This is a genomic window from Streptomyces sp. NPDC026092 (assembly GCF_040638605.1).
Classification (GTDB): Bacteria; Actinomycetota; Actinomycetes; order Streptomycetales; family Streptomycetaceae; genus Streptomyces.
The window spans coordinates 173402-186211 of the sequence record NZ_JBEZYN010000010.1 but is presented as its reverse complement, the minus strand read 5'-3'; the positions used below and the strand labels follow the sequence as shown (position 1 = coordinate 186211).

At 73.0% G+C, this 12810-nt stretch carries 10 protein-coding genes; 5 read left to right on the top strand and 5 right to left on the bottom strand.

Going from position 1 to position 12810, the window contains the following annotated elements:
• The first annotated feature begins 135 nt into the window (after positions 1-135).
• Together AB0F56_RS18895 and AB0F56_RS18890 are read left to right on the top strand one after the other, a co-directional pair.
• A complete protein-coding gene (locus tag AB0F56_RS18895; protein ID WP_362010720.1) occupies positions 136-1392 on the top strand; it encodes a serine hydrolase domain-containing protein in 1257 nt (418 codons plus the stop codon).
• A 138-nt stretch (positions 1393-1530) separates the two neighbouring features.
• The gene (locus tag AB0F56_RS18890; protein ID WP_362010717.1) at positions 1531-2298 is read left to right on the top strand and encodes a hypothetical protein; all 768 of its coding nucleotides are present in this window, start codon (positions 1531-1533) and stop codon (positions 2296-2298) included.
• Here AB0F56_RS18890 and AB0F56_RS18885 read toward each other — a convergent pair.
• The 5 genes from AB0F56_RS18885 to AB0F56_RS18865 form a co-directional block, all read right to left on the bottom strand.
• Positions 2283-3581, bottom strand: coding sequence for an MFS transporter (locus AB0F56_RS18885; RefSeq protein WP_362010715.1), 1299 nt, complete (start codon positions 3579-3581; stop codon positions 2283-2285). The two genes, AB0F56_RS18890 and AB0F56_RS18885, sit on opposite strands and share 16 nt — an antisense overlap.
• Positions 3582-3808: 227 nt before the next feature.
• A complete protein-coding gene (locus tag AB0F56_RS18880; RefSeq protein WP_362010713.1) occupies positions 3809-4402 on the bottom strand; it encodes a DUF998 domain-containing protein in 594 nt (197 codons plus the stop codon).
• A 100-nt stretch (positions 4403-4502) separates the two neighbouring features.
• Entirely contained in the window at positions 4503-5219 is a 717-nt protein-coding gene (locus AB0F56_RS18875; protein WP_362010901.1) for a pyridoxamine 5'-phosphate oxidase family protein, read from the bottom strand.
• Positions 5220-5308: 89 nt separating this feature from the next.
• On the bottom strand, positions 5309-6703 hold the full coding sequence (locus AB0F56_RS18870) for a globin domain-containing protein (protein WP_362010710.1): 1395 nt from the start codon (positions 6701-6703) through the stop codon (positions 5309-5311).
• Between the two features lie 207 nt (positions 6704-6910).
• Complete coding sequence (locus AB0F56_RS18865; RefSeq protein ID WP_362010708.1) at positions 6911-8959, bottom strand: prolyl oligopeptidase family serine peptidase; 2049 nt, start codon at positions 8957-8959, stop codon at positions 6911-6913.
• Positions 8960-9314: 355 nt separating this feature from the next.
• Between AB0F56_RS18865 and AB0F56_RS18860 the strand changes: the two genes are divergently transcribed.
• The 3 genes from AB0F56_RS18860 (at position 9315) to AB0F56_RS18850 (ending at position 12758) form a co-directional block, all read left to right on the top strand.
• Complete coding sequence (locus AB0F56_RS18860) at positions 9315-9566, top strand: hypothetical protein (protein ID WP_362010705.1); 252 nt, start codon at positions 9315-9317, stop codon at positions 9564-9566.
• A gap of 118 nt (positions 9567-9684) precedes the next feature.
• A complete protein-coding gene (locus AB0F56_RS18855; RefSeq protein ID WP_362010703.1) occupies positions 9685-10491 on the top strand; it encodes an HlyD family efflux transporter periplasmic adaptor subunit in 807 nt (268 codons plus the stop codon).
• A 98-nt stretch (positions 10492-10589) separates the two neighbouring features.
• Positions 10590-12758 (top strand): NHLP family bacteriocin export ABC transporter peptidase/permease/ATPase subunit, encoded by a 2169-nt coding sequence (locus AB0F56_RS18850; RefSeq protein WP_362010899.1) that lies wholly within the window; start codon positions 10590-10592, stop codon positions 12756-12758.
• Positions 12759-12810: the final 52 nt, after the last annotated feature.

Here is a 12810-nt window from a genome sequence, read left to right as displayed (position 1 = left end):
GACCGCTGAGCCTCGCCCCCAGCCGGGCGGGGCTCAGCCCCCTGGCGGACATGCCCTGCCCCACTTGGGCGCGTCTCGCCCCATGTGCGGAGTGTTCGACCGGTTCGCGGCGGGCTTCCCGCCATAGTGCCGGGCATGACACAGTCACCCTCCCCCAGGCGTCGGCGCACGCGTGCGGCCGCCCGTACGGCCCTGCTCTGCGCCGCCCTCCTCGGCCTCACGGCCCCGACGACCGTCGCCTCGCCCGCTCCCGCGCCCGGCAAGGGCCCGGACGGCCGCGGCGGAGGCGACTGCGTGCGGACCGAGCACACACGCGACCCGCGGGCCCGTGAGGTCATGGAGATCGCCCGCAAGGCCGCGAACGACCTCGCCCTGAACTCCGTGGAGCTGAAGGTCACCGTCGACGGGCGCGAGGTCGTCACCGAGGCGCTCGGTCAGTCCATGACCGGGGTCCCGGCCCGGCCGGACATGCACTTCCGCGCGGGTTCCGTGGCCTTCGCCCACATCGCCACGGGCCTCCTGCAGCTGGTCGAGGAGAAGAAGGTCCGGCTCGACGACACCGTGGAGCGCTGGCTGCCCGATCTCCCCAAGGCCGAGCAGATCACCCTGCGCATGCTGGCCTCCAACACCACCGGCCTCCACGACTACGTCACCGACCCGGCGTTCGGGGCCGAGCTGGAGGCCCATCCGTTCAAGCAGTGGACCCCGGCGGAGCTGCTCGCCTTCCCGCTGAAGCACTCGTTCTGGTACGAGCCGGGCACCAGCTGGAGCTACTCGCACGCCAACTACCTGCTCCTGATCTCCGCGATCGAGAAGATCACGGGCACTCCGATCGACACGTTCATGAAGGAGCGGGTCTGGAAGCCCCTGGGGCTCCGCGAGACGCGGAGCAACCTCACCCCGGACATCCCGCGCCCGGTCCTGCACGCCTTCACGTCCGACCGCGGCCTCTACGAGGAGTCCACCTTCTGGAACCCGTCGTGGACCACGGCCCCCGGCGCGGTCATCACCACCGACGTCTGCGACCTGGCCCGCTCGGCGCAGGCCATCGGCAGCGGTGAACTCCTCTCGCCCCGCTCGTACCGCACCCTGCTCAACCCGGGCACGGTCGGCCTCGGCGGAGCGAGCGAGACCTGTCCCGCCTCGATCTGCCTGAAGCAGACCGAGGCCCAGCACTTCGGCTTCGGCGTCATCGTGGTCAACGGCTGGGTGGTGCAGAACCCGTCGTTCTCGGGGTACCAGGCGATCCAGGCGTACCTCCCGTCGAAGCGGCTCGCCATCGCGGTCTCCGCGACCAAGACGGCGACCACACCCGACGGCAACCAGGCCGAGGTGGTCGCACAGCGCATCGCGGCGAAACTCGCCCCGGGCACGCCCCTGTCGATCGACTGACCGGCCGGGACACCGGCCCCGGCCTGTACGGGCACCGCTCCCTGGTAGGACCCGCCGAAGCTCGGGACCGGAATTCCGGTGGATCCGGTCCCGACGGCGTTCACCTGACGGAGGGTCCCGTCGGGCAGCATGGGCACCATGAACTCGGAGCAGCCGCCGCCTCACGAAGAGAACGTCGCCCACCCGGCCACCCTGGTGCACTCGGCCGACGTCATGAACGCGAAGACGACCCTCCTCCAACTCCTCGGGCGCACCGGCGTACCCGCGGACGAGGCCGGGCGGCTGCTCGCGCTCGTCGAGGCGGGCGCCCTCACCCAGGCGCACGGCGACATCGCAGGGATCGAGGCCGGCACCCCGGCGGGCAAGGGCCAGCGCTACGCCACCGGGTGGCACGACTGCGCCCGGACGGCCGGCGACGCGCTGCTCCGCAGGGCCGACCACGCCGTACGCGAGGCCCTGGGACCGGACGCGCCCGTCCCCGACACCGCGCACGTCCATCCCCCGGTCGCGGGGGTGGACGTGGCGCGGGCGATGGTGGCGGTGACCCCGCTCTACCTCAGGTTCACGCACGTCTCGGACCTCGACCCCGAGGTGTCGGACGACGTCCTCGTCGCCGTCCTCGGCACGATGAGCACCGCCGAGCGGGCCGGGTACGCGGGCCGTCTCGAGGAGTTCACCGAGGACCGGCGCACCCGCCTTGCCGCGCTGTACGCGGAGTACGGACCCGGCAGCGACGTCTCCATCCACGGCCGCTACTCCCTCCTGCACTCCCCCAGCAGCGTCGCCGTGCTCGAACGCCTCGTCGCGGCGCCGGCCGCGCTGCGGGAGGAGTGGGACCTCGGGGAACTGCCCCCGGTCTGGCTGGAGGGGCTCTCAAAGGCCTGGGAGGCTCAGCCGGGCGGCTGACGCGCGCCGGCCGCCCGGACGTCAGCAGGACCCGAGGCCCTGCTCACGCCCGGCTCGGGGCCCGAGCGGCCGGAGCGGTGGGCGAGCGCGGCGAGGGCGGTGACGAGGGAGGCGAGGCCTCCGACGACGAAGCAGGCCCGGGCGCCCCACTCCGCCCCGATGGCGCCCACCAGGAGCGCGCCGACGGGGGTGGAGCCCTGGAGGATGAGGGTGTAGAGGGCGAGCACCCGGCCCCGGTAGCGGGGGTCGCTGCCGAGCTGGACGCGGTGGTTGGCGGCCTGGGCGAAGTAGATCGAGGCGCCGCCGGTGAGGAAGAGCAGGACCACGGCGGCCGGATAGCCCGGTGCCCAGCCGACCGTCGTCTCCAGGACGGCGAAGACCAGGGCCGAGCAGGTGACGAGCCGCCCCGACGGCCGGGACCTGCGGGCCGTGGTGAGGAAGGCGGCGGCCAGCGAGCCGGCGGCGAAGGCCGTGGTCAGCAGGCCGAAGGAGGTGGCGTCGGCGTGGAACACGGTCTTCGCGAGCAGCGGCAGCGTGAGCTGGAAGTTCAGCCCGAAGAGGCTCACGCCCGCGACCAGGGCGAGCGGCACCAGCAGGTCCGGGCGGCCCCGGACGTGCCGCAGGCCGTCGACGACCCGGGTGCGGCCGGGCGGGCGGGCGGCGCGCAGGATCTCCCCCGGGCGCATGCGCCGCAGGGCGAGCACGGTCGCGGCGTAGCTGAGGCCGTTGATGAGCATGACCCAGCCGGTGCCGAACGCGGTGATGACGAGTCCGGCGACGGCGGGGCCCGCGACCCGGGCCACGTTGAAGTACGCGGCGCTCAAGGCCGAGGCGTTGGGCAGGAGCTCCGGGCCGACGAGTTCGCCGACGAAGGACATCCGGGTGGGCACCTCGACCGCGTTGACCAGGCCCAGGGCGCACGCGAAGACGTAGATGTGCGGGAGGCCGGCGGTCCCGGTGAGGACGAGGACGGCGAGGGCGAGCGCGAGCAGCCCGGAGACGAGGTTGGCGCCGGTCAGCAGGGCCCGCTTGTCGTAGCGGTCGGCGAGCCTCCCGCCGTACAGGGTCAGGAGCAGCATCGGGGTGAACTGCAGGGCGGTGACGGTGCCGAGGGCGGTCGCGGAGTCGTCGGTCAGTTCCAGGACGAGCCAGTCCTGTGCGACGACGGACATCCAGGTGCCGGCGACGGAGACGACCTGCCCGGTGGCGAAGAGGCGGAAGTTACGGACGCGCAGGGCCCGGAACGGATGGGTGGACGCCGCCGGGTCCGTGGTCTTCTCCATGCCAGCCCGTCCTCGCTCCCGCCCCGCCGGGCGCACCGGATTCCATGATCGGGCGGCTGCCCGACGCCGTACAAGGGACCTTTGTTCAGGGCTCCTTCAGGTCTCTCCCCCGACGTCAGAGCCGGGTCGGGGAAGGTTCAGGGGAAGGTCAGGGGCGGTCCCCAGGTCCGCAACGGCCGGGAGGCCGGGGTCGGTCGGGAGGTCAGGGTCGGGGAGGTCAGAGGCGGTCAGGTGCGGTCGTCGGAGGAGAAGCGGAGGCAGGAGGTGACGACCAGGAAGGGCCACAGCGACTGCATGCAGGTCACGAGGCGTTCGGCGGCGCCGGGGGCGCCCTGGCGTTGCGTCTCGATCAGGTACCAGACCGCCCCGAGCCCCATGAGCGCGGTCGCGGCGAGCGCGGGCGCCAGCCGCAGGCCCCACGGGGCGGCTCGGCCGCGGTGGGCGGCCAGGATCGGCCAGAGGGCCAGGAGGGCGAAGCCGAGCGCGGAGGCCGAGCCGTGGCGCAGGGACCCTCCGCTGCTGGGTGTCGGGAGCAGGGCCACCGCCAGGGACGCCACCCCGCCGGCCGCGAGGGCGACCCGTCCGGCGGGCGCGGCCGGGCGCAGCCCCCAGGCGGTCAGCAGATGGCAGACGCCCAGGGCGAGCAGGGCGCCGGTCATCACCCAGAACCCCTCGGACCCGTAGGCGGCCAGGACGCTGATCGTCTGGGTGGCGGGGTCGTACCCGGGCCCCTCGAGGCGTGCGGCGAGCACCCAGCCCCCGGCCAGCAGGAGCGGCGCGCACCCCGAGGAGACCAGGGCCCACCGTGGAACAGGTCGCATCCGCCCACCGTAAGCCGATCGGTCGCCGCCGCCACGTGGACGCGGACGGGCCGGAGTCCGAACGGGTGGCGCCCGCGGACCGCGTCCGCCGCGGCGAGGGTCAGGCGGTCACCTTGCGCTGGAACCAGCCGTGGAACTCCTCGTCCTCGGCTCCGTCGGCCGCCGCCGGGCGCGGGGCGGCCCGCTCCAGGGCCTTCTCCGCCTCCGCCCGCCAGGTCTCCGCGTCGGCGCGCGGCGGGGGCGCGTACGCGCCCCGCTCGGGAGCGTCGGCGGCGGCGCCGAAGAAGTCGCCGCCCTTGCGGCGGACGTCGTCCGTGCCCCACGCGCGTCCGGAGCCGGACCTGTCCACCTTCCGCAGGTGCGGGATGTGCTTGGCGCAGTGGATGTACGCCTCCTCGACCGTGACCTCCACCCACGCCTGGGCGCGCCGGCCCGGCACGGGGTCGACGGGGAGCCCGGTGTGGGCGCGGCGCATGGCGTCGTCCGGCACGATCCGGGCCCGGCCGTTGACGTGGAGGCCGATGCGGTCCTGCAGGAAGTCCATCATGAGGATGCCGACGTGGGCGTTCTCCTCGATGTTGCCGAGGCTGGCGTGCACGCCGTTGCCCCGGTACTCGGGGTACGCGAGGGTCCGGTCGTCCAGGACGTGGAGGAAGCCGGGCGGTCCGGCCCGGAAGGTGTTGTCGCACTCCCCGTGCCGGTCGGCGGTGGCCAGGAAGAACATCTCCTGGCGCGCCACGAACTCCCGCATGCGCGGGTTGAGCCGGTCCAGGACCTGCTCGTCGTAGAACTTGTCGGCCCGCTCGGTGGTCCCCATGCGCCGCTGGACCTGGTGTTCGCCGTCGCTGCCCGGACGGGCGGTGCGGACCGGCGTCGGCCGCCGGTGGCCGGTCTCTTCGAAAGTGCTCAATTCCGTGCCCCGACCAGTTCTTCGATGGAGTCGTGCCGTATGCGGTGGGTGGGGATGCCGATGCCGAGCAGCGTGTCGACGCCGCGCCGGATCATTCCGGGCGGTCCCGAGAGATAGGCGTCGTACGTGTGCCACGGGCCGTACTGGTGGACCGCGTCCGGGAGCTGGCCGCACAGCTGCCCTTCGAGGCCGTCGTCGACGACCGGGCGGACCGAGAGCCACGGGTGCGACTGCTGGAGCCGGAGCATGGTGTCGATGTCGTACAGGTCGTTGCCGTGTCTCGCCCCGTAGAAGACCTGGACGGAGCGCCGTCTGCCGTGCTGGGCCACGTCCTCGACGAGGGCCTTGATGGGCGCGATGCCGGTGCCGCCGCCGAGGCAGAGCAGCCCGTTGTCGGTGCTGTGGTCCACGGTCATGGAGCCCGAGGGCCCGCCGAGGCGGATGACATGGCCCGGACGGGCCCGGTGCACGAGGGCGTTGGAGACCCAGCCGGCCGGGACTGCCTTGACGTGGAAGGAGAGCAGTCCGTCGGAGCGGGGCGCGGAGGCGAAGGAGTAGTGCCGCCAGACGCGCGGCCACCAGGGGGTCTCCAGGGCGGTGTACTGCCCGGCGAGGAAGGGGTAGGGCTGGTCGGGGCGGACCGTCACCACGGCGACGTCCCGGGTCCGCATCTCGTGGGCGACCACTTCGGCCTGCCACCAGGCGGGGGCGCGCAGTTCGTCCTCGGCCGCCGCGTCGATCATGATCTGGGAGATCGCGGTGTAGGCGCCGACCCAGGCGGCTTCTGTACGGGGTCCCCAGCTGCGCGGGGCGTAGCGGGCGAGGGCGCCGATGAGGCATTCGCCGACGGCCGGGTAGTGCTCGGGCTGTGTCCCGTACTTCCGGTGCCCCTTGCCGAGCCGGGTGAGGTACGCGGTGAGGGTGGCGGCGTCGTCGACATGGGTCGCGGCGGTGAGCAGCGCCCCGAAGAGGCGGTCGCGCTGGGTGTCCATGGCGGCGGGGAAGAGGGCGCGCAGCTCGGGGTGTTTGAGGAAGAGCAGCGCGTAGAAGTGCCCGGTGACGGTGTGGGCGATCGGCTCGATCTCGGCGAGCGTCCGGCGCAGCAGCGCGGCGTCCGACGTGTCCTCGGGCGGCTCGGGGGCCGGCCGGGCCGGAGCGGGGGCAGGTGCGGGACGGGGCGCGGGGGCGGGAGCCGGGCTCGGTACGGGGCGGGGCGCGGGGCCAGGAGCGGGGGTCGGCGCGGGGCCGGGTGCGGGGCGCGCCGTGCCGGCCGAAGGGCCGCCCGTTGCGGGGCCCGGTGTGCCGCCGGGGCTGCGCCCGAACCAGCCTGCGTCCCGGCCTATGCCGCCTGAGCTCTCGTTGTCGGCCGACGTGTGGGTCGGACCATCCATCGGTTTGCCTCGCCTCGAACGTCTTTCGGTCGGTCTACGCGCATGGGGTCCGAATGTGCCCCGTTTTCCCTCTCCTTTTCGGAATTCCTGGCACGGGTGTGCGAACGCGGTCGACCATACCCCGGGGGCCGGGTTCCATAAAGGGAAGCCCGGCCTCCTTGCTACCACGGCGAGTTCAACACGACCTGCAATACTCCGGGAAAACACTCACCGAATATGTGCGCCTTCTTCACTTTCGGCGAGCCGCTGCCACAGGAACGTGTGCATCAAGGCGTTGTTGTGCGCCACCTGCTCGTTGTCGCTGGCGCCGGCGTGGCCGCCGCCCGTGTTCTCGTGGAGCAGCACCCGGTGCCCCAGCTCGCGCAGGCGCGCGGCCGTCTTGCGGGCGTGGCCCGGGTGGACGCGGTCGTCGCGGGTGGAGGTCATCAACAGGACCGGCGGGTAGGCGCGGTCCGCGGCGAGCTGGTGGTACGGGGAGAGGGCGCGGAGGTGGGGCAGGTCGGCCTCGTCGTCCGGGTCGCCGTACTCGGCGATCCAGGATGCGCCCGCGAGGAGCCGGTGGAAGCGGGTCATGTCGAGCAGCGGCACCTGGGCGACGATCGCCCCGAACAGCTCGGGGCGGCGGGTGAGCATCGCGCCCATGAGCAGCCCGCCGTTGCTGCCGCCGACGGCCCCGAGTCGCGCCGGGGTGGTGATGCCGCGCGCGACGAGGTCCTCGGCGACGGCGGCGAAGTCCTCGAAGGCGCGGGGCCGGTTCGCGCGGAGCGCGGCCTGGTGCCAGTCAGGTCCGTACTCCCCGCCGCCCCGGATGTTCGCGATCACGTAGGTGCCGCCCCGCTCCAGCCAGGCGCGGCCGCGCACCGATCCGTACCCGGGGGTGAGGGAGACCTCGAAGCCGCCGTAGCCGTAGAGGAGGGTGGGCCCGGGCCTGTGGCTCCCGGTGGTGCGGTCCGGGCCGATGACGAAGTACGGCACGCGGGTGCCGTCCCGGGACGTGGCGAAGAACTGGTCCACGGCAAGGCCCGCGGCCTCGAAGCGGGCCGGGGCCTGCTTGAGGATCTCGGTGTCCCCGCCGACGCTCCCCCGGTAGAGGGTGGAGGGCTGGAGGAAGCCGGAGACGTCCAGGAAGTACTCGTCGGAGACGTCGGGGTCGGTGTCGACGACGGTGACGGCGGAGAGCGGCGGTACGTCGGTGAGCGGCCGGCGCGCCCAGCCGCCGCCTTCGCCGCCTTCCGGCGTGAGGATCTCGATGCGGGCGCTGACGTCGCACATCGTCTCCAGGAGGAGGTGATGGCGGGTCCACGAGTGCCCGGCCAGGGCCGTCCGCTCGTCCGGTGTGAAGAGCACCTCGTGGGTGCGGTCGCCCGCGAGGAAGGCGTCGAAGTCGAAGGCGAGCAGGGAGCCGGCGGGGCGGCCGAGCCAGTCGGACTTGAGGGTGACGATCAGGTGGTCGCGGTGGGCGTACGCCCGCGCGTCGTCGGGGACTTCGATCTTCACAAGGTCGTCGTCGGCGGTCAGGAGGTAGGTCTCGCTGCGGTAGAAGTCCTGCGCGCGGCCGACGAAGTCCCGCTCGAAGCCGGGTGTGGTGTCGCGCAGCCCCCAGGCCGACACGTCGCCCGGTTCGGCCTCGAAGACCAGGTCGGCGCTCTCCAGGGTCGTGCCCCGGCGCCATCGGCGGACCGTACGGGGATACCCCGAGTCGGTCAGCGAGCCAGGCCCGTGGTCCGTGCCGACGAAGACGGTGTCGGCGTCGATCCACCCGATCCGCGTCTTCGCCTCCGCCACCCGGAAACCGCCCTCGACGAAGGCTCGGGCAGCGAGGTCGAACTCGCGGACCTCCACGGCGTCCCCGCCGTCGCGCGAGAGGCACACCAGCGCGAGGTCGTCCTCGGGCCGCCGGACCCTGGCACCTCCCCACACCCACTTCTCGCCCTCGGCGTCGGCGAGCGCGTCGACGTCGAGGAGGACCTCCCACTCCGGTTCGTCCTTGCGGTACCGCTCAAGGGTCGTGCGCCGCCACACTCCCCGCACATGGTCGGCGTCCCGCCAGAAGTTGTAGAGGAACGCGCCGCGCCGGGCGGTGTACGGGATGCGGTCCGAGGCGTCCAGCGCCTCCCGCAGCCGTTCCTTGAGGGTGTCGAAGCCGCCGTCGGCGGCCAGCTCGGCCGCGGTCTCGGCGTTCCGCTCGGCCACCCACGCCAGGGCGGCCTCACCCTCGACGTCTTCCAGCCACAGGTACGGGTCGTCATCGCTCACCTCCGCATTGTGCAGGCGTTCGGCCGCGCGCACCTGCCGAAAACCTGCACAACATGCGTGTGTTGACGTCGGCCCCCTTCACCGTTCCTCGACCCGGGCCGTTCGGAAATCGTCAGGACGGCGCCGTTCTGTCCGGTTGGTACCGCACCCTCTTCGGCGCCTCGAAATGTGTTACTCGTTCCTGCGGAGAAGATGTCGGCGTTCCGTGAATATGGCGGCACGGCCGTTTCCCCAGGAACACAACCGTGCACGTGGCGACGTCAACTGAATTGGTCCACTCACCCGTTCGCGTGCTTTGATCAGCGCCCTGCGGCCGCAGAAACGGATTCCCCCCAACAAATGAAGGGTGCGCATCATGCGTCACGACCTTGAGACCGTTGAGATCTCCGACGCCGACCTCGACGCCGTGTCCGGCGGTCTGGTCTCCGTCTCCGGTGGCCTCGGCGGCGCCGTGACCAGCGACGTCACGGGCCTGCTCGGCACCGTCGGCTCGCTCGAGACGGTCCAGGGCGTCACCGCCCTCGCCGGCGGCGTCCCCGGCCTGGCCCAGGGCGTCACCGGTGTCTCCGTGAACGCCACCGGCATCACCGGCATCGCCGGCCTCTGAGCCGAACACCGCCCGCAAACCCCGGAACTTCCCCGTTCCGGGGTTTGCGGGCACCCCGTGTACTCCCCGCGTACACCCCCCGTGTCCGCCCGTACGAATGCAGTCGAGGGAATAGTCCGTGCAGTTCCGCCAGAAGGCGCTTTCCAAGCTGCAATCGCCCGAAGAACTCGATGTGCCCGTGCGATTCGCCCGCCCGCCGGGCCGCCTCGTGCTCGCCGTCACGGTCGTCGTCATGGCCGTCGCCGGCTACTGGGCCCTCACCGGCACGGTGGCCGCCAAGCTGAGCGCGTCCGGCGTCCTCACGCACGCCGAGGGCAGCTACCTGCTGCAGAGTCCAGTCGCCGGACAGGTCACCGAGGTCCTCGTCGAGGAGGGCCGCCCCGTCGCCCCCGGAGCGCCCGTGCTGACCGTCCGTACCGACCAGGGGGACCGGCCCGTGCACGCCGTGGCCGGCGGCCGGGTGACCACGCTCTTCGCCCGGATGGGACAGGTCGTCACCACCGGGGCGGACGTGGCGACGGTGGAGCGCGTGACGGACCGGGACGCGCCCCTGGTCGCCGTCCTCTACCTCCCCGGCGACAGCGCCGCGACCGTCCGGGTGGGCGCCTCCGTCGACCTCGGCGTCCAGTCCGCCCCGCGCGACCGTTTCGGCGTCCTGCGGGGCCACGTCAAGGCGGTGAGCCGCACGCCCCAGACGCGCGAGCAGATCGGCTCCTTCCTCGGCGACAGCGGGCTCGCCGAACGCTTCGCCGGGCAGGGCAACCCGGTCGCCGTCCTGGTCGCCCTCGACCGCTCCGCCGCGACCGCCTCCGGCTACGCCTGGTCCTCCGCGGACGGCCCGCCGCACACGCTCGACTCCGGTACGCCCGTCACGGGCGCCGTCCACCTCTCCGCGCAGCGGCCCGTCGACTGGCTGCTGCCGTGAGCGCCCCCACCGAGTCCCCGCAGGGCCGGTCCCGCTCCCGCTCCGGGTCCCGGGCCTCGGCGCGCCGGCTCCCGCCCGCCCGGCGCCGTCGGGCGCCCGTGCCCACGGGCCGCCGTACCCGGACCGTCCGCACGCCGACCGTGCTCCAGATGGAGGCCGTCGAGTGCGGCGCGGCCGCCCTGGCGATGGTCCTCGGCCACTACGGCCGCTTCGTCGCCCTGGAGGAGCTGCGCATCGCCTGCGGTGTCTCGCGCGACGGGTCCCGGGCGAGCAACCTCCTGAAGGCGGCACGCGGTTACGGTCTCCAGGCCAAGGGCATGCAGATGGACCTGGCCGCCCTCGCCGACGTGGCGGCCCCGGCCGTGCTGTTCTGGGAGTTCAACCACTACGTCGTCTACGACGGCATGGGGCGCCGCTTCGGCCGCAGGGGCGTGTACGTCAACGACCCCGGCAAGGGGCGCCGGTTCGTCCCCATGGAGGAGTTCGACACGAGCTTCACCGGGATCGTCCTCACCTTCGAGCCGGGCCCCGGGTTCCGGCGCGGTGGGCGCAAGCCCGGCGTCATGGGCGGGCTGCCGGCCCGGCTGCGCGGCACGTCCGGCACGATGGCCGCCGCCGTCGTCTCCAGCCTGCTGCTCGTGCTCGTCGGCGCGTGGGTGCCCGCGCTGAGCCGTACGTACATCGACATGTTCCTCATCGGGAACCAGACCTCGCTGCTCGGCGTGCTCTTCGCGGCGATGGCGACCGCCCTCGTCCTCACCGCGACGCTCACCGCGATCCAGCAGGCCAACCTGCTGCGCGGGCGGATCATCTCCTCCACCCTGGGCAGCGCCCGCTTCCTTCGGCACCTGCTCAGGCTCCCCCTCACGTTCTACGCCCAGCGCAACCCGGCCGACCTGGTCCAGCGGCTGCAGTCCAACGACGCGGTCGCCGAGACCCTCGCCCGCGACCTGGCGGCCGCCGGCGTGGACGCCGTCGTGGTGCTGCTCTACGCCGTGCTGCTGTGGACGTACGACCCCCAACTGACCGTCGTCGGCGTGGCCGTGGCGCTGCTCAACGTGGTGGCCATGCGGGTCGTGCTCCATCTGCGGGCCACCGGCACGCAGAAGCTGCGCGCCGAGAGCGCCCGGCTGACCAACACCGCGTACAGCGGCCTCCAGTTGATCGAGACGATGAAGGCGACCGGTGGGGAGAACGGCTTCTTCCGCCGCTGGGCCGGTCAGCACGCGACCACCCTCGACGTGCAGCAGCGGCTCGGCGTGCCCACCGCCTGGCTGGCGGTCGTCGCGCCCACCCTGGCCGCGCTCAACAGCGCGCTGATCCTGATGATCGGCGGTCTGCGGGCGGTGGAGGGCCATCTCACGGTCGGTCTGCTCGTCGCCTTCCAGTCCCTGGTGACCAGCTTCACCGCGCCCATCACCCGCCTCAACGGCGTCGCGGGCCGGATCCAGGACTTCGCGGCCGACGTCGCCCGGCTCAAGGACGTCGAGAACTTCCCCGTCGACCCGGTGTACACCCGGCGTGAGCCGCAGGCCAGGACCCGGCGGCTCAAGGGCCATGTGGAGCTGGACGGCGTCACCTTCGGCTACAGCCCGCTGGACGCCCCGCTGCTCACGGGCTTCACGCTCTCGGTCGGCCCCGGGCAGCAGGTGGCGCTCGTGGGCGGCTCCGGCAGCGGCAAGTCGACGGTCTCCCGGCTGATCTCGGGCCTGTACGCCCCCTGGGAGGGCGCCGTCCGGATCGACGGGATGCGGCTGGAGGACATTCCGCGCAGCGCGCTCGCCGCCTCCGTCTCCTTCGTCGACCAGGACGTCTTCCTCTTCGAGGGCACGGTCCGCGACAACATCGCGCTGTGGGACCCCTCCGTCCCGGACGAGGCCGTGGTCGCCGCCCTGGAGGACGCGGCCGTGTACGACGTGGTCGCCCGTCGGCCCGGGGGCATCCACAGCCGAGTGGAGCAGGACGGCCGCAACTTCTCCGGCGGGCAGCGCCAGCGGCTCGAGATCGCCCGGGCGCTCGTGCGCCGCCCCAGCGTCATGGTCCTCGACGAGGTGACCAGCGCCCTGGACGCGGCGACCGAGCAGATCATCATCGACAACCTGCGGCGGCGCGGCTGCGCCTGCGTGGTCATCGCGCACCGGCTGAGCACGGTGCGGGACAGCGACGAGATCCTCGTCCTCGACCGGGGCACGGTCGTGGAGCGCGGCCGGCACGCCCAGCTGGTCGCGGCCGGGGGCGCGTACGCCGAACTCGTCAAGGAGCACTGAGGTGACGTTCCCTCACCAGCCGACGACCGTCGGCGTCGACCCCGTGGTCGCC

Excerpts from the sequence above, each read along its gene's own strand:
- AB0F56_RS18885 (WP_362010715.1), bottom strand. The coding sequence starts at position 3,581 with ATGGAGAAGACCACGGACCCGGCGGCGTCCACCCATCCGTTCCGGGCC.
- AB0F56_RS18860 (WP_362010705.1), top strand. The coding sequence starts at position 9,315 with ATGCGTCACGACCTTGAGACCGTTGAGATCTCCGACGCCGACCTCGAC.
- AB0F56_RS18880 (WP_362010713.1), bottom strand. The coding sequence starts at position 4,402 with ATGCGACCTGTTCCACGGTGGGCCCTGGTCTCCTCGGGGTGCGCGCCG.
- AB0F56_RS18890 (WP_362010717.1), top strand. The coding sequence starts at position 1,531 with ATGAACTCGGAGCAGCCGCCGCCTCACGAAGAGAACGTCGCCCACCCG.
- AB0F56_RS18895 (WP_362010720.1), top strand. The coding sequence starts at position 136 with ATGACACAGTCACCCTCCCCCAGGCGTCGGCGCACGCGTGCGGCCGCC.
- AB0F56_RS18875 (WP_362010901.1), bottom strand. The coding sequence starts at position 5,219 with ATGGGGACCACCGAGCGGGCCGACAAGTTCTACGACGAGCAGGTCCTG.
- AB0F56_RS18870 (WP_362010710.1), bottom strand. The coding sequence starts at position 6,703 with ATGGATGGTCCGACCCACACGTCGGCCGACAACGAGAGCTCAGGCGGC.